We start from the raw sequence: 25,731 nt of genomic DNA on the forward strand, positions 1-25,731 counted from the left end.
ATATTAATTTATTATGTTTTTTATAACATTAATTATTAATGTTTTATAAATAAAAGTATAATTAAATTTATCTTAAATTATTAAATTGTTTTTACGAATAAATACTTACATTTTATTTAAATAATAAATAAGATTTAAATTAGTGTATTTAAATCATTTTTTAATTAAAAAATTGATTTATAGTAAGTTATATTATTTTTTTCTTAGTGCATGATTTATTTCACAAATTTTGTTTTTATTTCTAAATCATAACTATTATATGCTTTTTATTATTTATTTTTGTTGTAAATAATACATAAAACTTATTTATTATTTGTAATTTATTGTAAATCAATAGTTAATTAAAAATTTAAAAAGATATTGAAATGAAAGAAAATGAAATATCAGTTGAAACTGAAAAATATAAAATAGCTATTTTAGGTGCAGGTATAATGGCTACTGCTTTAACGTTTCCGTTGGCTGAAAACGGACATGAAGTTCATTTAGTTGGGACACATTTAGATAAAGATATTATTGATACTATTAGAAAAACGGGGATTCATCCAAATCTGGAATTGAAAATTCCTGAATCAGTTAAAGTATATCAATTAGAAGAAGTTGAAAAAGCTTTTGAAGGAGCAGATGTAGCTATGTCAGGAGTGAATTCGTTTGGAGTTGACTGGGTAGGAGAGCAATTGGCAAAAGTAGTTAAGCCTGGAATGATGGTGTTTTCTATTACTAAAGGAATGCAGGCCGATCAGGAAGGTAATCTTTTTATTCTTCCTGATATCATAAAAAAATATTTTACAAAAGAATTAGTTGAATCAGTTACCTGGTCTGCAGTCGTGGGTCCTTCAATAGCAGGGGAAGTTGCTGTACATCGTGATACATGTGTAGTCTTTTGTGGAGAAGATCAGGATTCTCTAAATAAGTTAGCTGCGTTATTTCGTACAGATTACTATCATGTTTGGACATCCACAGATTTTGTAGGTATGGAAGTAGCTGCAGCAACTAAAAATATTTACGCATTTGCAGCAGGATTTAACGAAGGTATCAGAGATAAAAACAATGAGCAGGGAGAAAAATATGTTCGTTTCAATTATGGTTCAGCAGTATTTGCCCAAGGACAGGTTGAACTTACCCAGTTTATGGAGTTATTGTCAGATAATAATGTTTTAAGTCCTAAGCATTTGTTAGTAGGATCTGGTGATATGTTTGTAACCTCAATGGGCGGCAGAAATGTAAAAGCAGGCAGATATGTTGGAGCAGGAATACCCTTTTCCGAAGTAAGAGATCATTATATGAAAGGGGTAACTATGGAAGGTGTTGCGGCAATAAGGGTTATAGGGGCAGCGATGGAACCTTTAACCAGACGGGGCATTATTAAAGACACAGATTTTCCTTTATTAAGACATTTATACGATATCATTGTTAATGACCAACCTTTACAGATGCCTTGGAATAAATTTTTTGGAGGAGAGAAATAAATGTAGAAAATAGATTAAACAAACAACAACTATAAACCACAAAAATGTCAGATCAATATATTTTAGGAGTAGATTTCGGAACACTTTCCGTGCGTTCTACCGTTGTAAGAGTCAGTGATGGTTTCGAAAAAGGAACAGCTGCGGTAAGATATAAGCACGGAGTAATGGATACTCATCTTACAGTAAGTAAAAATGAATTATTACCCCCGGATTTTGCCTTACAGGTTCCTTCTGATTATCTCGAATCCTTTCAAAAATCAGCGCAGGAGGCAATACTTAATTCCGGAGTAGTGGTTAGGCATATAATTGGAATAGGTATAGATTTTACCTCAGCCACAGTTTTGGCTACCGATGATCAAGGAAAACCGTTATGTGAATATCCTGAATTTTCAGATCGGCCTCATGCTTATGCTAAATTATGGAAACATCATGGAGCTAATGAACAAGCACAACGTTTACTGGAGGTTGCTAAGCAAAGGAAGGAACCCTGGTTACCCCGATATGGAGGGTTATTATCTTCAGAATTACTTTTACCTAAAGTTTTGGAAACCTTTGAAAAAGACCCTGAAATTTATAAAAACACGGTTCATTTTGTAGATGCATTAGACTGGATGAGTTGGCTTTTAACAGGTAATTTAGTATATGCCAGTGCAGATTCCGGATTTAAAAGACATTATCAGGATGGAAAATATCCGGATCCAGAATATCTAGAAAAGGTATCCCCAGGTTTTGGAAGAGTTTACATCGATAAAATGTCAGCACCCATACAACCATTGGGATCGAAAAGTGGAAATCTTACTCAGGAATGGGCTCAAAGACTTGGGCTTGAACCCGGTATATCCGTTTCCGTTGGAAATATCGATGCGCACGTAACCGCCGCAGCAATTAAAGCGGTAGAACCTGGAATTATGACTGCAATTTTGGGAACCTCTGCGTGTTATATTGTTTCCGGACCTGAATTTAAAGAAGTTCCCGGTATGCTGGGTATAACCTACGGAGGTGTTTCCGATGGCACCTGGTGTTTTGAAGCCGGTCAATCAGCTTTTGGCGATATACTTGCGTGGTATATTCAAAATTGTGTACCGGAAGAATACGCAGAATCGGCAAAAAATGAAAACTTAAATCTTCATGATTATTTAACAAGAAAAGCATCAACACAAGAAATTGGTGAGCACGGATTGTTGGCATTAGACTGGCATAACGGGAATCGTTCAATTCTTTGTGATCATAATTTATCCGGTATGGTTTTAGGGTTATCACTTACTACCCGTGCAGAGGATATTTATCGTGCTCTGATGGAATCTTGTGCTTTTGGTGCCCGTAAGATTATTGAAACAATGAAACAACATGGAGTTGTTATTAAAGAGATCGTGGCAGCAGGTGGGTTGCTTAAAAATAAATGGTTGATGCAGTTAATCAGTGATGTAACCCGTATACCATTATCTATTACGGAAGCTACTATGGTAGGAGCACTGGGTTCAGCAATTTATGGTTCTGTTGCAGCGGGCTGCTATGAAACATTGCAGCAAGCCTCGGACGCTATGGGAAGCAAAATACCTAATGTTTATAAACCTCACGAAGATCGGTCGGTCCGATATGATGAGCTATATAATGAATACTTAACCCTGCATGATTATTTTGGAGAAGGAACCAATCAGGTAATGAGTAGGTTAAAGAAAATAAAAGAGAATGCAATTCAGGGAAAAGTATAAAAAAAATAAATTAAGTTAAAAGAAAAAAATAATATTTGTTGTATAATTCACTATATATAATTAATATTAAGGATAATTAAAATGTAAATTTGTATATTCAAAATAATAAAAGACGAAAAATGGCTGACATTCAAACATTAAACAGAGCAGCAGACAATATCAGAATATTAGCTGCATCAATGGTAGAAAAAGCAAAATCTGGACACCCCGGAGGTGCCATGGGTGGAGCTGATTTTATTAATGTATTGTATTCTGAATTTTTAGAATATGATCCCAAAAATCCGAAATGGGAAGGAAGGGATCGCTTTTTTATGGATCCTGGACATATGTCTCCAATGCTATATTCAACACTGGCGCTTACCGGAAAGTTTGCCATGGATGATCTTAAACAATTCCGTCAATGGGGAAGTATCACTCCCGGACATCCGGAACTGGATGTAGAACGCGGTATCGAAAATACTTCAGGTCCCTTAGGGCAAGGGCATGCGTATGCTGTTGGAGCTGCTATTGCTGCTAAATTTCTGAAAGCCCGTTTGGGTGAGCAGATGAATCAGACAATTTATGCATTTATCTCTGATGGCGGAATTCAGGAAGAAGTTTCCCAGGGTGCAGGAAGAATTGCTGGACATTTAGGACTTGACAATTTGATTATGTTCTATGATTCAAACGGAATACAGCTTTCAACTAAAGTGAAAGATGTAGATAATGAGGATGTCGCTGCCAAATACCAAGCATGGGGTTGGAAGGTTATTTCCATTGAAGGTAATAATCCGGAACAAATTCGTAAGGCATTAACCGAAGCTAAAGCAGAAAAATCAAGACCTACATTAATCATCGGTCATACCATTATGGGTAAAGGAGCTGTAGATGCTAATGGAAATTCTTTTGAAAATAAAGTTTCAACACACGGACAACCTTTAGGGGAAGCAGGTGCATGTTTAGAAAATACAATTCAGCATTTGGGAGGAGATCCGGCCAATCCGTTTACAATTTTCCCTGAAGTTAAAGAATTATATGCTAAACGAGCAGAAGAACTTGAAAAAATTGTAGCAGTTAAAAAATCAGAACAGGAACAATGGGCTAAATCAAACCCTGAATTGGCTGAGAAAATGAAATTCTGGTTCTCAGGTCAAACACCAGAAATTGATTGGGCGAAAATTGAGCAGAAACCTAATGCAGCAACCCGTGCAGCTTCAGCAACGGTGCTGGAAACATTGGCTCAGCAAGTTGAAAATATGGTAGTTTCATCTGCCGATTTATCAAACTCGGATAAAACTGACGGATTTTTAAAACATACGCACGCATTAACCAAAGGAGATTTTTCCGGTGCTTTTTTACAAGCAGGAGTTGCTGAATTTACAATGGCCTGTTTATGCGTGGGGATGAGTCTTCATGGTGGCGTAATTCCTGCATGTGCAACCTTCTTCGTTTTTTCTGATTATATGAAGCCAGTAGTCAGAGTTGCAGCCTTGATGGAGCAACCGGTTAAATTTATCTGGACTCACGATGCTTTCCGTGTTGGAGAAGACGGGCCTACACATGAGCCTGTAGAACAGGAAGCTCAAATCCGTTTAATGGAAAAACTTCAAAATCATAAAGGACATAATTCCATGTTAGTGCTTCGTCCAGCAGATGTTCAGGAAACTACTGTAGCCTGGAAACTTGCAATGGAAAACACTCATACACCTACCGGATTAATTTTTTCCCGTCAGAATATAAAAGATTTACCAGCTAAGCAAAACCGATATGACGAAGCATTACAGTCATCTAAAGGTGCTTATGTCGTTCAGGAAGATGCTGGTTATGATGTAATTTTATTAGCTTCCGGTTCTGAAGTGTCCACTTTGGTAGAAGGTGCTGAATTACTTAAAAATGACGGTATAAAAACAAGAATAGTATCTGTTCCTTCCGAAGGATTATTCAGAAGTCAGCCGAAAGAATATCAGGATTCTGTATTACCAAAAGACAAGAAAAAGTTTGGTTTAACTGCAGGACTTCCGGTTAATCTACAAGGTTTGGTGGGAGACAGCGGAAAAATATGGGGATTGGAATCTTTTGGATTTTCAGCACCTGCAGCTGTTTTGGATGAAAAATTAGGCTTTACTGCTGAAAATGTTTATAAGCAGGTTAAAGAATTTTTAGGCTAAATATTTTACATATATAGATCCATAATTGTGGTTATTTATGGATAAGGTAAGGAAAGAAGAATTAATAACTTTAATTCTTCTTTCTTATTTAAAATTTAAAGAATGAAATTATGGCAAAAATCAAAGCAATTTTACTTGATATGGATGGAGTGGTTACAGATACAGAATCACAATATGAAATTTTTTGGGATCAATTAAAAGATAAATACGGTCTTGTAATGGATGACTTTAAGGATAAAGTAAAAGGAAAACGACTTAAGGATATCGTTGCTCAGTTTTTTTCATTTTTATCCTCAGAGCAGCAGCAACAGGTTGCCGATGATATAAAATACTATGAATTAAATGAGATGGTTTATACTCCGATTGAAGGTGTTGTTGATTTTGTAAATTCATTAAAACAATATCCGTTTAAACTGGCATTAGTCACAGGAGCATTGAAAATAAGAGCGGAAAAAGCTATGAAAGATATTGGTCTGGATAAAAGTTTTGATATCCTTATGACGGCTGATGATGTAACGATAGGAAAACCTAATCCCGAATGTTTCCAAAAAGCTGCAGATAAACTTCATGTGTTACCTTCCGAATGTATAGTTTTTGAAGATGCATTCAATGGGATTGAATCAGCAAAATCAGCCGGTGTAAATTTAATTGTGGGTATTATGACTAATTATTCGAAAGAACAGTTGGAAGAAGTTGCTACGATTGCTATACCTGATTTTAAAAATTTGTCAGTTAATTCGTTATTTCAACTTTTAAAACTTGAAGTATAATGACTCATTTAAGTAACATTTACAATATAAACATCTGTAACTAATTTAAATTATATTTGTAAGTAAGTTAAGGATATAAAAATATCTTTAAAAAGAAAAAAATGAAAAACCATATAAAAACTATCGCATTTGATGCAGATGATACATTGTGGGTAAATGAACCTTATTTTCAGGAAGCTGAAAAGCAATTTTGTACTTTACTTGAAAATTATCTTCCTAAGCACTTAATATCACTGGAACTTTTTAAAACCGAAATGAAAAATCTACATCTTTATGGCTATGGTGTAAAAGGCTTTGTTTTATGTATGATTGAGACGGCAAATAGAATTTCAAATCAATCTGTTTCATCAGATATTATTGATAAAATACTATTTATAGGAAAGGAACTTCTGCAAAAGCCTATAGAATTATTACCTGGTGTAAACAAGATTTTAGAGAAGTTAAATGGGAAATACCGATTAATAGTTGCTACCAAAGGAGATTTGTTAGATCAGGAAAGGAAACTTAAAAAATCAGGATTGGAAATCTATTTTCACCACATCGAAATAATGAGCGATAAAAAAGTCCATGATTATCAGAAGTTATTGAAACATATGGATTGTAAACCCGAAAACTTTCTAATGTTAGGTAATTCTATTAAATCGGATATTTTACCTGTATTAGAGTTGGGCGGTTATGGTGGATACATTCCATACCATGTGACCTGGGCACATGAGCAACAAGAGATCAATCTGCAAAATGATAATTTTATAAAATTAAAAAGTATTGACAATATTTTGAATTACTTGTAGAAATGAAGACATTAATTGATATGGAACAATGGGATAGAAAAGAACATTTTCTTTTTTTTTCTCAATTTGAAGAACCGTTTTTTGGAGTTACAGTCACTATTGATTGTACGCAAGCGTATAGAATGGCAAAGGACAATGATAATTCGTTTTTTCTCAGTTATTTATTCAGAGCATTAAAAGCAGCTAATAGTATAGAAAATTTTAGATACCGTATCATAGACAAACAAATATATTTATTTGATAGCATAAGTGCTTCACCAACCATTAACCGTCCTAATGGTACTTTTGGATTTGCTTATATAAATTATTTCCGGGATGAAAATATTTTTTATGCTGAGGCTTTAAAAGAGATTCAAAGAGTACAGCAGTCAAATGATTTAATGCCTGCAGTATCTGGAGAAAGTGTGATTCATTTTTCAGCTATTCCTTGGATTGATTTTACAGCTTTCTCGCATGCACGAAGTTTTACTTACCCCGACAGCTCACCCAAAATTACATTTGGTAAAGTAACAGAAAAGGAAGGGATAAAAACCATGCCTGTATCTATTCACGTACATCACGGACTTATGGATGGTTATCATGTAGGATTGTTTACAGATAAATTTCAGAAACTCATGAATGAAGAATAAACTTGTTGAAAACAGTATAATTTAAAGAATTTAAATTCAGTTATAACTACAGGCAATAAAGATGTTCAATTGTTTTTGAGAAGTATAAAATTTGTACATTTGTTGTAAGCTGATTACTTAGAGAAATAGATATGCGAAATCAGAATTTCTGGTTTAAGCACTACCTTATAAAAATTGATTATACGTGGTAAAGCCAGTTTTTTTACCCAATGGCTTTTTCCTTAAATATTAAATTTAAAATTTTAAAAAACATTATAATTATGGCAATAAAAGCAGTCCTGTTTGATATGGATGGTGTGGTTACAGATACAGAAACGCAATACGATACTTTTTTTCATTCGTTTATTCCTAAATATAATTTACCTTCTGATTTTATGAGTAAAATCAAAGGAGTTAGATGGCCGGATATTGTTTCGAATTACTTTTCACATATGTCAGAAAAAGAAATTACTGATCTAGCGACTATAGTATCGGATTTTGAAAAAAACGATTTAGAATATAGACCTATTCCAGGAATTCATGATTTCATAAAGGAATTGAAGGCTGAGGGATTTAAAATAGCACTTGTAACAAGTTCCATGAAGTTCAAAGCAAATATAGCTTTGGAAAAATTGGGTTTAAAAAATACATTTGATGCAGAAGTAACAGGGGATGATATACAAAAAGGAAAACCTGCACCCGATTGTTACTTGCTGGCTGCTGAATTGGTTGGCTGTAAACCCGATGAATGTGTTGTTTTTGAAGATTCTTTTGCGGGTATAGAAGCAGGTAAAAAAGCGGGAATGAAAGTGATAGCGCTATCTACGACAAATTCGGAAGAAAGCTTACAATCTCATACGGAAAAGATTATTCCGGATTTTGAAAATTTTCATTCTAACCAATTATAAAAAAAGTTTCAGCGTATACGCTGAAACTTTTTTTTATGAATTATATTAGCACTTATTTACATAAAGATTTTAAAATTTTAGCTATTAGGCTGTTAGGATGGGAAAGCTCAAATTCTTCAATAGCATTTATGTTATTTTTAATCCGGTTATTAAGTAATCGGCTAATGATTGGATTTAAATTACTGTATACATTAAGGATTCCGGGAATAATCGTACGTTTTATATGTTTATCTGAAAGCAACAATACCAGAATTTTAGCATTTTGACTCTTAAAATTATTTATTTTCAGTACCTCAGTGATTAAGTTAAATTCATCTTTAGGGAGACTCTTAAAAAAAGTTGATAGTAATTCATCTATTTCTCTGGATAAAATAAAATTTTTATTTTGTGTTTCTGAATAAAGGGTATTTACGATAGAAGTATTAGAGTTTAGTGTATTTTCTTTCATAAGAATATCAATATTTGATTTATATTTCAAACACAAATTAAAAACTGTATTTAAAATTAAAAGTATTTGAGTTTGAACTTTTATTTCCTTTAAATCTTTAAGTATTTTCCATATTTCATGACCATAATCTGATAATTGACTGTATTTTGCTAAGGATACCCTCATAGAATCCGTATAAGAGTTATATAAAGTGTATTTTTCTAAAGTTTCACGTATCAGCATAATTTCTTTTTTTAAATGAATATGAGAATAAATATTCGTATTATTATCTTTTACAAAATCAGAAATTAGATGATCTTTTTTAAAACGAAGAACTGCAATCTTTTCATCATACATACTTTTGTACATATTTTCCATATGATTTAATAAAACATCAGTATATCCTTCAATAATTATCCCTGAATTAATTAATCTTATTATCTCAGTAATCTCATTCTTAAGCTTGTAAAAATCATTTATCCAAAGATAATTCGTATCAATGCATATTTTAAGTTTATAGCAGTCACCGGTGTTTTGAATTTCTTCCGACTTGGATATCATTTTAAGAGATTCGAATGAATTTATTTCTTTTAACTGTTTTTTTTGCTTTAATAATATTAATATAAATAAAGAATATATTGAGTTGATTTGTTTAGTATAAAAATTTTTTTGATTTTTTGGTTTTTTCTTGTCAGTTATTGATAAATTTTGTTGTATGTTCCAATAAATATCTAAAATTTCTAAATCAGAATTTTTTATTAAGTCAGGTAAATCGATAATAAGATCTTTTAATTTTTGAACTCTACATTCAAGTTTTATATTTTTTAAATAAACAGTTTTATAAATTGTATAAAAAATAAAACAAAAGAAAAAACAAAAGGTGATAAAAAGAGACCAATAATTTATTTTATTAAGATGTATTTCTTCATATTTTTTTAAATTGTCAGAATTTATCTTTAAAACTCCGGATTCCGTACATAAAAGTATATCGTTCGATTGAACCAGTGAATTATAGATGCTTAAGTTTTGAAAGCCGGGTGATTTAATTTGAAAACTATCCTGATGTATATAAAAAGGGTAAATACCCTTATTAGAAATCGCTAAAAACATACTGTCGTTAACAGGCTTCAGCTTATTTATGTTCAATGAATAGACAGGAAATTTAAATTTTTTATAAATGATGTGCTTATTAGTGAGAATGATAAATTCTTTATTATTTATATTTTTTAATATAAAATCTTTGATTGATGGATAATCTCTAGTATGGCTTATTTTTTTTAAAGTATCGGAGTAAAGATAAATTCCGTTGTTCAATGTTGAAAAATAAACATTTTTATTCAGCTTATAAAAAGCCGTAATATATAATGATTCGGCTGAGTATTGTTTTTTAATTTGAAAGTCTTTATTTAAGTAATACAAACCGGATTGAGTTCCTATGAGATAGGTGAAATCAGTTAAATTCTCTGAACTTGAAAATGTTGAAATAATACGTGATGGACACTTAAATATAAATTCAGATTTAGCTAAGGGGTAAAAAGATTTTAATTTAATTTTTATTCTGTAAACCTCATTCTTGTCTGTATAATAATACAAATAATTACCTATAACATCTATCCCTGCTATGCTCTGATTTTGATCTAAAGTGCAAACCCAATAAGCTTTTAATGAATTATTTTTCAAACAATATAAATCATTCTGCGAAGTCAGGAAATAAGAGAAACTGCTGTTTTGAAAGGAAGTAATGATCCTTTTATTCTCATTTTTATATTTAAGATTGTAATTAAAAGGAATCTTCCACAGAGCATTCTTACTTATGACATAGATAAGTTTTTGCAAAGAATCGGTAATACAAATATTTCTCCCTTCGTAACTTAACGGAAATCCATCCAAATTTTGTATGGAAAATTTTTCGGATCTATAAGTAAGCGTGAAATGATGGGAAGATAGTAGAGTTGAAAGTGTATCAGTATTTTTTATAAATACCTTTGAATTTTCTTTAACCTGCTTTTTTTTCCAATTTTTCTGATCATAAGACTTACTATACAAATAGTTTCCACTTAAAGCATATAAAGTATCTCTGAAAACAGAAACATACTCAATAGTTTTATTTTTAATCAAATACGTATATGAATTTTTGTTTCTATTGTATGAAACCAGTCCTTGAGAAGTGGAACCCAGAATTAAACTGTCCCGATAAATGCAAATATTATGTATTATCAGCAAATGGTTATTTTTATTTTGTGTTCCGTAAGTAAGTGTGATAACCGGTTTCATATCAATAAAGTCTGATTTTAAAGAAGTTTTATATAATCCAAACGAAGTAGCTACAAAAAGAGAATCTTTATCCATAATATAATCATATGGGGAATATTGATAACCCTTATTGTGAATCGTGTAGGTTTTTATTTTTATTAAATTTTTGCTTTTAGTATTTTTCCAGACTTCTAATCCATTATTTCTGGAAGCAACAAGAAGTAACGTATCAGATTTATAACTAATAGAAGAAACTTTATATATTCTGTCATCAGCTAAATTAAATTTTTTTACCTCGTAATTGGAAAATTTAAAAACTTTTCCATTCTCAGAACCTATCCAAATAGAGTGTGTAAAATCTGTTGAAATGGATGACAGCTGATCATCAAAAAAAAATTCTGCCTGATTCAGTGGAAGCAAAGAATGATTTTTTTTACAAGAAAATAAACATAATAGAGTAAGAACCTTAAATAAGTAAAGATAATTTTTCATATAATTTTAATGTGGAGTTATTTTATATCTAATATCCATATATAAAATCGGAACTTTTGGTTTTTATTAAAATAAACCAGTTCGAAATCATTTTTAATTTTTTTGTCATTTTTTCAGATAAAATAATTTTTTCAGATTGTTTATTGAAAAAAAAATAATCATATCAAAGCAAAAAATATGATCTGATAAAATGCTTTTCTATTGTAAATAGTTGTAAGCAAATAAAGCAACAAATACAACCCATCAAAAAGCCTTTATATACTTAGGTTTATCCGAAATATTTATCGAAAAGATTATGAAAATTAAAAAATGTACTCTTGCTTTATTGAGCTTTTTAATGTTATGCTCATTAGTCAAAGCACAGAAAAAGAAACAGGAAAGTCATCCGAAATTAGTCGTTGGAATTATTGTAGATCAAATGAGATGGGATTATCTATATCGTTTGTACGATCGATATGGAGACAATGGTTTTAAAAGATTATTAAATGAAGGATTTTCATTTGAAAATTGTATGGTCAATTACATACCGTCATTTACAGCCATTGGTCATAGTACAGTTTATACAGGTTCCGTACCATCCATACATGGAATTGCCGGCAATGATTTTACCGAACAGGCAACCGGTAGAAATATTTATTGTACTGAAGATCCTAAAGTAAAAACAGTAGGTATTGATGATCCGGAAAATAAAGTAGGAAAAATGTCACCCTATAACCTTAAAGTGACAACAGTAACAGATCAATTGAAATACGCCACTAATTTTCGTTCTAAAGTAATAGGAGTGTCATTAAAAGATAGAGGTAGCATACTTCCTGCAGGCCATGCCGCAGATGCGGCATATTGGTTTGATGCTAAATCAGGAAATTGGATAAGCAGTACATATTATATGCAGAGTCTTCCAGCCTGGTTATCTCAATACAATTCAAAAAAAATGCCTGAAAAATATCTTTCAAGAGATTGGAATCCCGAATACCAGATATCTACCTATATCCAAAGTCCGGATATTAAATTATTAGGTAGATATGAAACAGGATTTAAAAATTATGAAACTCCCTCATTTCCTATGAAAACTTCTGAAATGATAAAAACTTTAGGAGTTGGTTTGATTCAATATACACCATATGGTAATACAACAACTACAGATATAGCCAAACTGGTAATTGACAATGAAAAATTGGGGAATAACTCTTCAGGAGATACCGATTTTCTTGCAGTTAGTTATTCATCTCCAGATAAGATGGCCCATCATTATTCCATAAATTCAATTTTAACAGAGGACTCTTATATTAAGCTGGATAAAGAAATAGCAGATTTATTGAATCATTTGGATACTAAAATAGGAAAAGGTAATTATCTTGTATTTCTAAGTGCAGATCATGCCGGAAATCCAAATGCAAAATTCCTTAATGATCATAAAATGCCCGCAGATGTTTGGGTATTCTCACCCTATGCAAAAAAACTAAATGATCACTTAAAATCCAAATTCGGGAAAGATAATTTGGTAAGAAGCTTTATGAATTATCAGGTAAATTTAAACTATGATGCTATCAAAGAAAGTGGTTTAAACATAGAGGAGTTAAAACAAAGTTGTATAGATTATCTGCAAACTATGGATGGAGTTTTGTATGCCGTAGATATGAAGAAAGCATCTCAGGCTACGGTACCTCATTATATTAAAGAAAAAATTATTAATGGTTATAACAAAGACCTTTCGGGAGAAATACAAATTATTTTAAAGGCAGGTTGGTATGACTGGGACTATCCGGATCCTACTAAAGGAGGAACGCATGGGACCTGGGGACCCGATGATGCGCATATTCCTTTTATCTTAATGGGGTGGGGGATTCCACATGGCCGGACTACTGAAGAAGTGTATATGACAGATATTGCACCCACGATTTCGGCTTTATTAAAAATACAAATGCCGAGTGGAGCTATTGGAAAGCCGGTAGATTATAAAATGAAATAAAAGTCAATTACATAGCTTCTCTCAGGATTATGTATGGGTCCTGAAGAAGCTAAACTTAATTTTATGCCATAAAAAATGAACATAGTAAAAATTAAAAATTTTTCTTTAGGTCTTTTCTTATTCTGTATTATGGGAAATAGTCAGTCACTAAATGTTAAAACCGGTGAAGGTGAAGATGATAAAATATCTGTGACCATGGGGGGACGGATAGTTTTCGACGGAGCTTTATATTTCGATGATAAAACTCCTTTGGGGAACGGGACAACTATAACTGATACAAGGTTAACAGCTAAAATGACCTATAAAAAATGGGACGTAAAGATTGATATGGGGTTTAACGATAAAAAAGTAAACACAAAAGATTTACATCTCAAATACAATATTAATGATAGATCTTGGGTCAAGCTGGGGTATTATGGAGAACAATTTGGGCTCGAAAACTGGGAAGGATCTGCCTGGCAAAAGTTTATGACAGCTTCTGTAAGTACACAGGTATTTGGAACTAGTCGTCAGTTAGGCATAACTTATGTAAATTGGAATGATAAAGTTTATTATAGCGGGGGAATCTTTTCAGATAATGACGCCATATCCGATGTAAAAGAAGGAAATCAGGGTTATGCTTTTATAGGAAAATTATCTTATGCACCATTGAACAGCAAAAAGAATTTAATTCATTTAGGTATATCTGCCGAGTATCGCACCGGAAATAGAAATGGAGTTGATGAAAATAATAATACTCAGAGATTTATGAATTATTCAAGTAATTTAGATACCAGAGTCGAAAAAAAGAAACCCATAAATTTTACCCTTGATCAGGTTAAAAATCAGCTGCGATTTGTTGCGGAATTTATAACTGCTTCAGGACCTTTTTTCTTACAGGGAGAATATTACAATCTCCATGTAAATAGGAGAAAAGACTATCACTCGTATGATGCTTACGGTTTTTATGCACAATCAGGTTTATTGCTGCTGGGAGATCAATTATATAAATATAATCTGGAAGATCGTCGGTTAAAAAGACCTAAAGATAAAACTCTGGAACTTGTCGTAAGATATGATTATACTGATCTTAACGATGGCTTTTTTTCAAATGAAAGTTTAAAAGGAGGTAGAATTAATGATTTTTCTGCGGGTATAAATTATTACCTGAATAAGTATATCGGATTTAAAATTAACTATTCCTATCTATCTTTAGGAAATAACAATAATTTTGGAACGAAAGAGAATATAAATTTATTGCAAGGAAGGGTTTTAGTTGTTTTTTAAAACAAAGTTGTTAGTTAATTGTAAAGTCACTCTTAATGACCAAAAGTAAAATTTTAAAATGATTTGAACTTTTATTCCATTAATAAATGCAACAATTGAAATTAAAAAATAAATTTGAAAATAATCTTATTGAGAAAGCATGAGGTACTGTAACTCGTAAATAGGCAAACTCTGTGGATGTGTAGGATCATAATAGATAACAACACTGTCACCAATCTGGTTTTTATATTCCGGTTGCTTTTTAATAATGGTAGAGCGAAGATTGCCTTGATCATCTTTATATAGAATAGTCCAGGCATCAGGTTTTTCAGTGCCTATCTCAACTTTATTTCTTTCACCTGTAATCTTAGCCTTAGTCTTTTTGGCTGTTATAGGATTTATTACATTTTCCGCAGGAATCACAGTTGAATCTCCTGCGGTTTTATTTTTATGACTACAGCCGGTTACAATTAATATAAACAAGCATATAAAAAAGTATCGGATATTCATAGCGGGGAGATTATTCAATATCGTAAGTTGTACCTTCTTTTCCGTCTTTAAGAATAATCCCCGATTCTGATAATCGATCTCTGATTTCATCGGACAAAGGCCAGTCTTTCTCCAATCGGGCCTTGTTTCTTAAATCTATAAGTACTTTCATAGCACTATCCAGTTTACTGGTATCATTGAAACTATCGGAAAGAAGTTCCAGTCCTAATATATCGTAAAAATAAGAATGAACAGTCTTTTGAAATAGTTCCAAATCCTGCGCTGATAAAGTTTCATTCTTTAAATCCAGATTATTAATAAGCTTAGCCGCATCAAATAAATGAGAAATTAAAATAGGTGTATTAAAATCATCATTCATAGCCTCATAACAATTATCTATCCATTCTTGAATATTAAAGCTGGAAGTTGAGCCGGGAGTAATTAAAGGAAGTTTTTCAATTGCAGAAGCTAAGCGGAAAAAACCTTTTTCAGCAGCCATAACAGCCTCATTAGATAAGTCCAGAATACTGCGGTAGTGAGCCTGTAAAAAGAAAAATCGAACAACAATAGGGTGGATGGGTTTTTCAAAAAAAGAATTATTTCCGGAAATCAGTTCTTCTGGAAGAATGGTATTACCCGTAGATTTACTCATTTTCTGACCGTTTAAAGTAAGCATATTAGCATGAAGCCAATATTTTACAGGTTCCTCACCATAACTTCCTTTGGCTTGTGCTATTTCACATTCGTGATGAGGAAATTTTAAATCCATACCTCCACCATGAATATCAAATTGTTTTCCTAAATATTTAGTGCTCATAGCAGTACATTCAAGATGCCATCCGGGGAAGCCATCGCTCCAGGGAGAAGGCCATCTCATAATATGTTCGGGGGATGCCTTTTTCCAAAGAGCAAAATCCTGCGGATTTTTCTTTTCACCCTGTCCGTCCAAATCCCTTGTATTAGCAATCATATCTTCAATTCGTCTGCCACTTAACTCTCCATAGTTTCCTCCTTCATCATTATATTTTGTAACATCAAAATAAACCGATCCGTTAGCAACGTAAGCAAGACCTTTGGTAAGAAGTTCTTTAATCAGTTCAATTTGTTCAACAATATGTCCGGTTGCAGTAGGCTCTATATCCGGAGGTAATAAATTAAGCTGTTCAAGAACTTTATGAAAATTTAAAGTATATTTTTGAACCACCTCCATAGGTTCAATACGTTCAAGACGCGCACGGGTTGAAATTTTATCTTCAGAATTATCATCCGTTAAATGACCGGCATCGGTTATATTACGAACATAACGTACTTTATAACCTAAATGGCGAAAATAGCGGTTTATCACATCAAAAGACAAAAATGTGCGGCAATTACCTAAATGTACATTATTGTACACGGTAGGACCGCAGACATACATACCGATAAAACCTTCATGTAGCGGAATAAAGTCTTCTTTTTTTCCGTGTAAAGAATTATAAAGTTTAATCTGATTGTCTTTAAATGTACGCATTTTCTAAATTTTAAAATGGGAGTCGATTCCAATATAATGTAAAAATTCTTTTCTTGTTGTTGGGTTGTTTCTAAACATACCGCTTAGCTCAGCAGTTACAGTACTGCTATTATAATCCTGAATACCTCTGGAGTTAACACACAAATGCTTAGCATCGATAACGCAGGCAACATCTTTTGTATTCAGAGCTTCCTTGATAGCTTCTACTATTTGTCTTGTAAGACGCTCCTGAACCTGAGGGCGGCGGGCATAATAATTAACAATACGGTTAATTTTAGATAATCCTATGACAGTGCCGTTAGAAATGTAAGCAACATGTGCTTTCCCAATTATAGGCAGGAAATGATGCTCGCAGGTAGAATATACGGTAATGTCTTTTTCTATAAGCATTTGTCTGTACTTATAGTTATTTTCAAAAGTTGAAACCGAAGGTTTATTTTCAGGAAGTAACCCTCCGAATATTTCATTAACGTACATTTTAGCCACACGCTTAGGAGTATCCCTTAAACTGTCATCATTCATATCCAGTCCAAGGATATTCATGATTTCAGCAAAATGTTTCTGAATCAGTTCTTGTTTTTTTTCCGGTGAAATTGCAAAAGCATCCTCTCTAATAGGAGTATACTCCGTATGAGAAGGATGATCTAGTTCTTCGTCTTCTTTACTAAACATTATAAAACCTCTAAATTTCTACAAAAATAAGTTTTTTTTTATAGAGGAAGAACACAAGATGCATTTGTTGTTTAAAAATTTTTCAATGTGTGTAAATTGAGTAATTACAATGATAATATGAAAAAAGCAAGCGTTATTAAATTAATGTTAAAAATATTTCAATAGTAATGTATGGGATAAAATTTTGTATTTTTGATCATCTAAAATTTGAATTAAAAATGAGATGGGAGAATAAAATTACTCAATTATTAGGTATTGATTATCCGATTATTCAAGCACCCATGTTTGGAGTAGCTACTCCTGAAATGGTAGTGGCTTCAGCAAAAGCAAATATATTAGGCGTACTACCTTTGGGAGATTTATCAGCAGAAAAGTGTGTGGAAATAATCCGAAAAACCAAGAAGATGACTAATAAGCCTTTTGCGGTTAATATTTTCGTTAATAATATACCTCCGATTACTGATGAATTAAAAATCAAATATAAAAATGCAAAACAGTTTATTCAAAAATTGGCATATCAACATTCAATTGATTTTGTATTACCGGAATTAGAAGATCTTCAATTTACAGATTATCAGGATCAAATAGATGCAATAATTGGTGAAAATTGTAAAATTTTAAGTTTTACATTTGGTAAGCTGGATAAACAAAGTATAGAAAAACTAAAAGTTAACGAAACTTTTTTAATAGGTACCTGTACCTCAGTTGAGGAAGCAAAAATACTAGAAAATTTAGGTATTGACATAATTTGTGTTCAAGGAATAGAAGCAGGTGGACATAGAGGGAGTTTTGTTAATGAAGATATTCTAGATGATATTCCAAAAATAGGAGGGTTATCTTTGCTTTCACAAGTATATGATCATGTGAATGTTCCTCTTATTTATGCTGGAGGTATTTATAATGCAAATACTTTATTAGCCTCGAAGATTCTTGGAGCACAAGGTTTTCAGATTGGAAGTTTACTTTTAGGTTCAGTTGAAAGTTCATTAAATGAAGCTGAAAAAGCAAGATTAAGAAGTGTTAAAGAAAAGGATGTTATCTTGACGAAAAGTTTTTCTGGAAAATATGCAAGAGGTATAAGAAATATTTTTATTGATACAATACAAAATACGGAGTTTATATTACCTTATCCGTATCAATATAAATTGACCTCCGAGTTGAAAAAAATTGCGAAATCCTATAAAAACACGGACTTTGTAAGTATTTGGACAGGACAATCACTTAATTCTTTCTCAGGGAATTCTACCACGCAAATTATTGAAGAATTGATTCAGCAAACAGAAAATATTAAAAAGTCAATTATTAATAATGAATAAAAAACAGAATTTTTTTCTAACAAAATCAATAAATTTACAAAGTATAAATGGAAGTTTTAATATTACTATTTACCCGGAGCTATTCAACTTAATCAGCATTGAGGAACAAAAGATTAAATAAAAGAACCCTACCAACGCACATTATTTTACATACAAATGATTTACAATATTTTATAAATAAAATTTAGGAAAAAAGGTACATGAAATATACATTTAGTTTACGTAACTATTTTTTTATAAATAGATATTTTTTTCAAAGGAAAAGTCTTTATATTTAATTAGATATAAAAATAAAATTTTTGTAATTAATTTGGATTTATCCGTATTCTAAAAGCTTTAAGTTATGACTTTAAAATAGTTAGAAGTGGAAATAAAGATGTATCTTTGCATAGAATATTTCTAAATAAATTAAGTCATGAGTAAGTACACACAGTATATACATGATACTTTTAACCAATATGCATATCCCGTTTTTCAATATGCATTTATTGCTTTGTCTCTGATCTTAGCTGTATGGTATATTGTAAAATTATTCAGAGAAACCTTTTTAACGAAAAAAAATGGATGTGGAGGCACTAATTGTAAATGTGGAAGAGACTAAAATTTATAAAACAAAAAATAATAAAACTTAAGTAGATGAAAGTAAAAATGTTGTTGGGAATTCTTATGGGTAATAAAAAATTTGTATCAAAATTCCCTGATTTATTCAGGATGTTAAAAACTTCATTATCCGGGAATTATAAGCCGGGAATAAAGAACATATTTATCTTTACGTTTCTAATCATTTATATAATTTCACCTATAGATTTAATCCCTGGTTTTTTTGTTGGTATAGGAATACTTGATGACATTACGATTGCTTTTTTTGCTATGTCAAAGCTTTTCAAAGAAGTAGATAAGTTCCGGGAATGGGAAAAACAAAAGAATGCAGTCTTCGTTATCAAATAGTGACAAATCTAAAATTTTATTTTCAGTTATAGGTCCTACCGCTATCGGTAAGACTCGTCTTTCTATTGACATAGCACAACATTTAAATACTGAAATTATTTCTTGTGACAGCCGTCAGTTTTATAAAGAAATGAAAATAGGTACAGCCTTTCCCACCAAAGAAGAATTAAACGCAGTGCCTCATCATTTCATAGGTAACTTATCAATTTTGCAGGAGTATTCAGTAGGAGAATACGAAAAAGAAGCAATAACAAAAATCACAAACCTTTTCCAGAATTATAATCAAGTTGTTATGGTAGGAGGTTCCGGACTTTATGAAAAAGCTGTTAATGAAGGTCTGGATGAATTTCCGCATGCAGATTCTAAGATCAAAGCTTCGCTGATTGAGGAGCTAGAGTCAAAAGGTATAGAATATCTTCAGGAAAAATTGCTTAAGGTAGATCCTGAATATTACTATCAGGTTGATGTACATAATCCTTCCCGTATTATAAGAGCTTTAGAAGTATACGAACAGACTGGAAAACCTTATAGTGCCTTTCGGAAAAACAACAAAAAATCCCGGAATTTTACAAGTATAAAAATAGGTTTGACAGCTCCCAGAGAAATTATATATGATAGAATTAATCAAAGGGTAGATAAAATGATGCAACAAGGATTACTTGAAGAGGTGCGAGAATTGTTGCCGTACAGAAATACCAACGCTTTGTTAACGGTTGGATATAGAGAATTATTTGATTTTCTTGACGGAGTATTGTCACTGGAAAAAGCAATTGAGGAAATCAAAAAAAATTCGCGGAGATATGCTAAAAGACAGCTAACATGGTACAGAAGAGACAATTCGGTACATTGGTTTGAATATGACGAAACCGAATCGATTATAGATTTTGTTTTAGAGCAATGTAAGCTGTAACTACAAAAATTTATACTTACTCTTAGCATTTATCAAAATAGAAATTAATAATTTATAAGTTCATTTTTCAGATTTATACGTGCTTGAATTTCATATTTCAACTTAAAATGTTCAGTTTTAAATATGGAACTCATTTCAAGAAAGTGGGTAATGACTTTTTTTCTACCTGAATTATAAACAATGTCAGGATAAATAAAATATTCCTTTCTGATACTTTTTGCATAATCAAGGTAGAGATGTTCATTAGATCCTAAAATGGCAAGATCAGCATCTGTAAAATAATTTATTTCATTATTACCTTTATCATTATGATGTTGAGTGGCTAAAATCAAATTATAGCAGTTAATTATTTTCTCAGGAGAGCAACCTAACAGAATAAGTTTTTTCCGTGCAGCATTGGCACTCTTCTCTTCATTATTTTTTCGAAGAGTGTCATAGATGAAATCGTGATAAAAAGCAGAAAGTACAACTATAGGCCAGTCTGAAAATTGATTTTTTACCTCTGAGAGTTCTTTTATTAAATGATTAACATGGGTTAAAGTATGATAATGCCTTTTGGGGGAAGAGTATTTTGTTATAATTTCTACCCAAAGAGTAGTAACTAATTTATCATTCTTTGTAAAAGTATGACAGGTATCAAAAAAAAGCGTTTTTAAATATTCCATATTTATCAAAATCAAAGACTAAATACTTAATAAATATCTATAATAACTTCAGATTTATTATTTAAAACAAAAGTATCATTCTTAATCTTACCCAACATAGCCTTAGCTAAAGGAGATGTAATTGAAATTCCGATGATTCTTTTATCTCTCATTTCGAATACACCTATTCCGCATGAAATATAAAACAATCCGAGAGAAGTATAAACCAAAGCACCCAATGATACTTTAGAATTAGTAGCATCAGTAAGCTTACGAATTATTTCCTGTTGACCTAAAACCTCAGATAACTGTTTCTGTAATAAATTTATTTCTTGTTGAAGCATTTCACGAGATGTTTCATACTTATCACCCATACTGCTCTTAGTATCAGTATTAGATTCACGGGTTTCGAAAATAAGTTTTTGAAATTTAATTACTTTGTTGTCAATAATATCTTTTAACAAGGAAATAATTTCCTGTTTGTTTATCATAATACAAAATTAAAACGCTAAATTACTAAATAAGAATAATACACAAGAAACTGTTTCATTTATAAGTTATGAGAAATAAAAAGTAAATAATAAGATATGAAGATTTTTAATTTTTGAAATTCAATGAATTAGATTTATTATTTTACCTATTACATAAATAATTAATCCTGTTGTTAAATAACTAAAAACAGGAGATTAGAAAAATATAATTTAAAATACTGCTAATTTTTTTGTAAATTTTATAAAAAGTTATACTTTTGCACCGGCAAGTCCTGCACAACCAGCTCCTGTGAATCCTCCAGGGCGGGAACGCAGCAAAGGTAAACGGTTGTAGCGGTGTGATGCAGGTAGCTTGCCATTTTTTATTGGTGCTGACTGAATTGACCCGAACTAAAATTGAACTAATATATTCTAAATTTATAATAATACTATGTCTGACCAATCTTCTCCCAAATATATTTTTGTTACCGGAGGTGTAACGTCTTCTCTCGGAAAAGGAATTGTAGCTGCTTCTTTAGGAATGCTTTTAAAAGCAAGGGGATATAGAGTGACTATTCAAAAATTAGATCCCTATATTAATATTGATCCGGGTACATTAAATCCTTATGAGCATGGAGAATGTTATGTTACTGAAGACGGTGCGGAAACAGACCTTGATTTAGGGCATTATGAACGTTTCCTTAATAGCCCTACAAGTAAAAATAATAACGTTACTACAGGTAAAATATATCAGACCGTTATTGAAAAAGAGCGGAAAGGTGATTTTTTGGGTAAAACAGTTCAGGTTATTCCTCATATCACAAATGAAATTAAAAGAAGAATTAAAATTCTTGGGAAAAAAGGAGATTTTGATATCATAATAACTGAAATTGGAGGAACTGTCGGAGATATTGAATCATTACCTTATATAGAAACAGTACGTCAGTTAAGATGGGAGTTAGGATATCAGAATTCAATTGTAATCCACTTAACTTTAGTTCCTTATTTGGCAGCAAGTGGAGAGCTTAAAACCAAGCCTTCTCAACATTCGGTTCGACAACTCATGGAAAATGGAGTACAAACTAATTTTTTAGTATGTCGTACCGAACATCATATACCGAAAGCAGTACGTTCTAAACTCGCTCTTTTCTGTAACCTCAACATAGATAATGTCATTGAGAGTAAAGATCTTCCAACTATCTATGAAGTGCCCCTATATCTTCAGAAACAAAATTTTGATGCCTTAGTTTTAAAAGAATTAGGGTTACCTTCAGAAGATAACAAACCTGATTTAACACAATGGAATGACTTCCTGAAAAAATATAAAAATCCTAAGAATACTATAGAAATAGCTTTAGTGGGCAAATACGTTTCTTTACAAGATTCTTATAAATCCATAGTTGAAGCATTAATACATGCAGGAGCCAATACGGAAACAAAAGTGAATATTCGCTGGGTATACAGCGGAGATGTTACAAGCGAAAACGTTTCAGAGTATTTGAAAGGAGTAGATGGAGTAATTGTAGCACCAGGTTTTGGTGACAGAGCAATCGAAGGGAAAATATCCGCTTGTCAATACGTTAGAGTAAATAAAATTCCGTTATTGGGAATTTGTTTAGGAATGCAGATAGCAGTAATAGAATTTGCAAGAAATGTGTTAGGATATAAAGATGCTGATAGTGTCGAATTCAATTCTCAAACTTCATATCCGGTTATTTGTCTTATGGAAGAGCAAAAAAATATTACAACCAAGGGAGGTACTATGAGATTAGGCGCTTGGGCTTGTAAATTAAAAGAAGGTTCTGCCATCGAAAAAATATATCACACCAACGAAATAAAAGAAAGACATCGTCACAGATACGAATTCAACAGTGAATATCTGGAAGACTTTGAAAAAAATGGTCTGGAAGCTATAGGGTTTAACCCTGACACCGGTCTTGTAGAAGTAATTCAGGTAAAAGATCATCCTTTTTACATAGGGGTTCAATACCATCCGGAATACAAAAGTACGGTAGCAACACCGCATCCGTTATTCATAGCTCTTGTAAATGCAGCACAAAACTATCAAATAAAAAATAAGATTAAGAATGCAACAAAATAAATTTGACAAAAACCAGCTTATTGGTTTTATTCTGATAGGAGTAATTTTAATAGGTTTTTTAGTATATTCAAATAAACAGCAAAAAAATCAAATTGCTACAGCACAAAAAGAAGAACAGATAGCCGAAAAAGCTGAAAAAACAGCTTCTGATACAAAAACAGTTACCCCTCAACCTGTAAAATTCGATTCAACTTCTCAATCAAAAATCGAACTAATTCCTTTTACTAATAAAGATTTAGAAGTTAAAGTAAGTACTCAGGGAGCTCAGTTAAGAGAGGTAAAGCTTACTAAATGGACATCCTACGATAAAGACAGTAAATCCCATAAAAAAGATCTGATTCTGGTAAATTCTGAAAATTCAGATTTTAACATTTCATTTAAAGATAAAGCAGGAAAAATTATTAATACCAGAGATCTGATATTTGCACCTGAAAAAAATGATACGGCAACCGTATTTACAGCAAATTTAGAAAATGGAGCCTTTATAAAATTTATATATCAGCTGAAAGGGAAATACTCACTTGATTTTTCAGTAGAAACTAAAGATCTTACAAAGATTACTTCAGCTAAGCATGTATCTTTAAATTGGCAGCAAAATGCCTTGGCACTTGAAAAAGGAAAATCACAGGAAACTATATATACCGAGTACAGGTATAGTTTAAATAATCATTCACAAACTGATTATGATACCAACGGATTTGAAGAAGCCAAGGACAAATTGGACTGGATAAGTGTAAAACAACAGTTTTTTGCAACCATATTAGAATCCCAACAAGGATTTAAAAACTCCAAAGGAACTCAGGAATCAGAAAAAGACGATCCTGTTTATTTGAAAAATTTTGTATTTTCAAGTATAATTCCTGTTGAGAAAGGAGAAATAAATCAAAATTATACGTGGAATTTCCTTCCTTTAGATTATGATTTATTAAAGTCCTATAAAACGGATTCCGGACAAAGTAAACAATTCGAATATAACATACCCTTCGGATGGATGAAATGGTTATGTATATTCTATTTGTGGATATATAAATTCTTAGCCCAATTTGGAATAGCTGCAGGGTGGATTATATTCCTGATGACCATAGTTGTAAAATTAGTAACCTCCCCTATAATGTATAAGCAATACATACAGGGAGCTAAAATGAGGATATTAAAACCGGATATTGACGAATTAAATGAAAAAAACAAAAATGCAGATCCATTAAAAAAGCAAAAAGAAACCATGGATCTCTATAGAAAAGCAGGAGTTAATCCGTTAGCCGGATGTTTGCCCGCTTTAATTCAGATTCCAATATTTTATTCATTATTCAGGTTTTTCCCGAACAATATAGCACTTAGAGGTCAATCGTTCCTATGGGCAGATGATTTAACAGCATACGATTCTATATACGAATGGACAACCCATATTCCTCTTTTATCCAGTTTTTACGGAAATCACATCAGTTTGTTCACTATTTTGTATTGTGTAGTATTACTTATATATACCAAAATGTCTACATCAACTATGCAGGCTCCGACTCAGGAAGGAATGCCGGATATGAGATTTATGATGTACTTAATGCCTGTAATGTTTATTTTCTGGTTAAATTCATATGCTTCAGGTTTGTCTTGGTATTATTTGGTGTCCAATGCAATTAATATACTTTTAATTCTTCTCATTAAAAACTTTATGATCAATGAAGATAAAATTCATGCAAAAATGCAGGAGAATAAAACAAAGCCTGTTAAGAAAAAGAGTAGATGGCAGCAGAAAATGCAGGACATGATGGAACAGGCACAACAACAGCAAAAACAAATACAGGAACAGAAAAACAAGCAAAGCAAAAACAAGAAATAAAAAACATATCATAAATTTAATTAGAAGCAGTCTAAATTAGACTGCT

Annotated in this window: 21 protein-coding genes and 1 other RNA gene; 16 read left to right on the plus strand and 6 right to left on the minus strand. The window is 31.8% G+C overall.

Annotation, left to right across the window (positions count from 1 at the left end; translation table 11 throughout):
- The first annotated feature begins 365 nt into the window (after positions 1–365).
- The 7 genes from EQ921_RS11290 to EQ921_RS11320 all read left to right on the plus strand — a co-directional run bounded on the left by EQ921_RS11290 (position 366) and on the right by EQ921_RS11320 (position 8,402).
- On the plus strand, positions 366–1,466 hold the full coding sequence (locus EQ921_RS11290) for a 2-dehydropantoate 2-reductase N-terminal domain-containing protein (protein WP_128151825.1): 1,101 nt from the start codon (positions 366–368) through the stop codon (positions 1,464–1,466).
- A 44-nt stretch (positions 1,467–1,510) separates the two neighbouring features.
- On the plus strand, positions 1,511–3,178 hold the full coding sequence (locus tag EQ921_RS11295; protein WP_128331728.1) for a ribulokinase: 1,668 nt from the start codon (positions 1,511–1,513) through the stop codon (positions 3,176–3,178).
- A gap of 119 nt (positions 3,179–3,297) precedes the next feature.
- Positions 3,298–5,325: a transketolase gene (locus tag EQ921_RS11300; RefSeq protein WP_128331729.1), complete on the plus strand. Its 2,028-nt coding sequence runs from the start codon at positions 3,298–3,300 to the stop codon at positions 5,323–5,325.
- Between the two features lie 110 nt (positions 5,326–5,435).
- Positions 5,436–6,095, plus strand: a complete 660-nt coding sequence (locus EQ921_RS11305; RefSeq protein WP_128151831.1) for an HAD family phosphatase — start codon at positions 5,436–5,438, stop codon at positions 6,093–6,095.
- A gap of 101 nt (positions 6,096–6,196) precedes the next feature.
- Positions 6,197–6,886, plus strand: a complete 690-nt coding sequence (locus EQ921_RS11310) for an HAD family hydrolase (RefSeq protein WP_128331730.1) — start codon at positions 6,197–6,199, stop codon at positions 6,884–6,886.
- A gap of 2 nt (positions 6,887–6,888) precedes the next feature.
- Positions 6,889–7,515, plus strand: coding sequence for a chloramphenicol acetyltransferase (locus EQ921_RS11315; protein WP_128151835.1), 627 nt, complete (start codon positions 6,889–6,891; stop codon positions 7,513–7,515).
- 260 nt (positions 7,516–7,775) lie between these two features.
- Complete coding sequence (locus EQ921_RS11320; protein ID WP_128151837.1) at positions 7,776–8,402, plus strand: HAD family phosphatase; 627 nt, start codon at positions 7,776–7,778, stop codon at positions 8,400–8,402.
- Positions 8,403–8,454: 52 nt separating this feature from the next.
- Here EQ921_RS11320 and EQ921_RS11325 read toward each other — a convergent pair whose 3' ends face one another.
- Positions 8,455–11,502 carry a hypothetical protein gene (locus tag EQ921_RS11325; RefSeq protein WP_164875630.1) on the minus strand — a complete coding sequence of 1,016 codons (3,048 nt, stop codon included), beginning with the start codon at positions 11,500–11,502 and terminating at the stop codon, positions 8,455–8,457.
- 367 nt (positions 11,503–11,869) lie between these two features.
- Here EQ921_RS11325 and pafA point away from each other — a divergent pair, with 367 nt between their 5' ends.
- The gene (gene pafA / locus EQ921_RS11330) at positions 11,870–13,543 is read left to right on the plus strand and encodes an alkaline phosphatase PafA (protein WP_128331732.1); all 1,674 of its coding nucleotides are present in this window, start codon (positions 11,870–11,872) and stop codon (positions 13,541–13,543) included.
- Between the two features lie 75 nt (positions 13,544–13,618).
- Complete coding sequence (locus EQ921_RS11335) at positions 13,619–14,809, plus strand: OprO/OprP family phosphate-selective porin (protein WP_128331733.1); 1,191 nt, start codon at positions 13,619–13,621, stop codon at positions 14,807–14,809.
- 126 nt (positions 14,810–14,935) lie between these two features.
- Here the strand turns inward: EQ921_RS11335 and EQ921_RS11340 are convergent, their stop codons facing one another.
- From EQ921_RS11340 to folE, 3 genes are read right to left on the minus strand one after another with little or no spacing between them, the layout of a single operon-like run.
- Positions 14,936–15,298: a hypothetical protein gene (locus tag EQ921_RS11340; protein ID WP_128331734.1), complete on the minus strand. Its 363-nt coding sequence runs from the start codon at positions 15,296–15,298 to the stop codon at positions 14,936–14,938.
- Positions 15,299–15,308: 10 nt separating this feature from the next.
- Positions 15,309–16,787 carry a cysteine--tRNA ligase gene (cysS, locus tag EQ921_RS11345; RefSeq protein ID WP_128331735.1) on the minus strand — a complete coding sequence of 493 codons (1,479 nt, stop codon included), beginning with the start codon at positions 16,785–16,787 and terminating at the stop codon, positions 15,309–15,311.
- A 3-nt stretch (positions 16,788–16,790) separates the two neighbouring features.
- Positions 16,791–17,459, minus strand: a complete 669-nt coding sequence (gene folE / locus EQ921_RS11350) for a GTP cyclohydrolase I FolE (RefSeq protein ID WP_128151849.1) — start codon at positions 17,457–17,459, stop codon at positions 16,791–16,793.
- Between the two features lie 218 nt (positions 17,460–17,677).
- Here folE and EQ921_RS11355 point away from each other — a divergent pair, with 218 nt between their 5' ends.
- The 4 genes from EQ921_RS11355 (at position 17,678) to miaA (ending at position 20,633) form a co-directional block, all read left to right on the plus strand.
- Complete coding sequence (locus EQ921_RS11355; protein ID WP_128331736.1) at positions 17,678–18,775, plus strand: nitronate monooxygenase family protein; 1,098 nt, start codon at positions 17,678–17,680, stop codon at positions 18,773–18,775.
- Positions 18,776–19,190: 415 nt separating this feature from the next.
- Complete coding sequence (locus EQ921_RS11360) at positions 19,191–19,376, plus strand: hypothetical protein (RefSeq protein WP_128151853.1); 186 nt, start codon at positions 19,191–19,193, stop codon at positions 19,374–19,376.
- Between the two features lie 35 nt (positions 19,377–19,411).
- The gene (locus tag EQ921_RS11365) at positions 19,412–19,723 is read left to right on the plus strand and encodes a YkvA family protein (protein ID WP_128331737.1); all 312 of its coding nucleotides are present in this window, start codon (positions 19,412–19,414) and stop codon (positions 19,721–19,723) included.
- Positions 19,701–20,633, plus strand: coding sequence for a tRNA (adenosine(37)-N6)-dimethylallyltransferase MiaA (gene miaA / locus EQ921_RS11370; protein ID WP_128331738.1), 933 nt, complete (start codon positions 19,701–19,703; stop codon positions 20,631–20,633). The genes EQ921_RS11365 and miaA overlap by 23 nt, the downstream gene beginning before the upstream one ends.
- A gap of 44 nt (positions 20,634–20,677) precedes the next feature.
- On the opposite strand, the gene EQ921_RS11375 is transcribed toward miaA, so the two are convergent.
- Positions 20,678–21,298 carry a hypothetical protein gene (locus tag EQ921_RS11375; RefSeq protein ID WP_128331739.1) on the minus strand — a complete coding sequence of 207 codons (621 nt, stop codon included), beginning with the start codon at positions 21,296–21,298 and terminating at the stop codon, positions 20,678–20,680.
- 26 nt (positions 21,299–21,324) lie between these two features.
- Complete coding sequence (locus EQ921_RS11380; protein ID WP_228427605.1) at positions 21,325–21,768, minus strand: GreA/GreB family elongation factor; 444 nt, start codon at positions 21,766–21,768, stop codon at positions 21,325–21,327.
- A 263-nt stretch (positions 21,769–22,031) separates the two neighbouring features.
- On the opposite strand from EQ921_RS11380, the gene ffs reads away from it, so the two are divergent.
- The 3 genes from ffs (at position 22,032) to yidC (ending at position 25,685) form a co-directional block, all read left to right on the plus strand.
- An RNA gene (ffs, locus tag EQ921_RS11385) (signal recognition particle sRNA small type) lies at positions 22,032–22,129 on the plus strand.
- A gap of 69 nt (positions 22,130–22,198) precedes the next feature.
- Positions 22,199–23,848, plus strand: a complete 1,650-nt coding sequence (locus EQ921_RS11390; RefSeq protein WP_128151861.1) for a CTP synthase — start codon at positions 22,199–22,201, stop codon at positions 23,846–23,848.
- On the plus strand, positions 23,835–25,685 hold the full coding sequence (gene yidC, locus EQ921_RS11395) for a membrane protein insertase YidC (protein WP_128331740.1): 1,851 nt from the start codon (positions 23,835–23,837) through the stop codon (positions 25,683–25,685). Before EQ921_RS11390 ends, yidC begins: the two co-directional genes overlap by 14 nt.
- Positions 25,686–25,731 lie beyond the last annotated feature (46 nt).

This window comes from Apibacter sp. HY039 (assembly GCF_004023655.1).
In the GTDB taxonomy this organism is placed as follows: Bacteria; Bacteroidota; Bacteroidia; order Flavobacteriales; family Weeksellaceae; genus Apibacter; species Apibacter raozihei.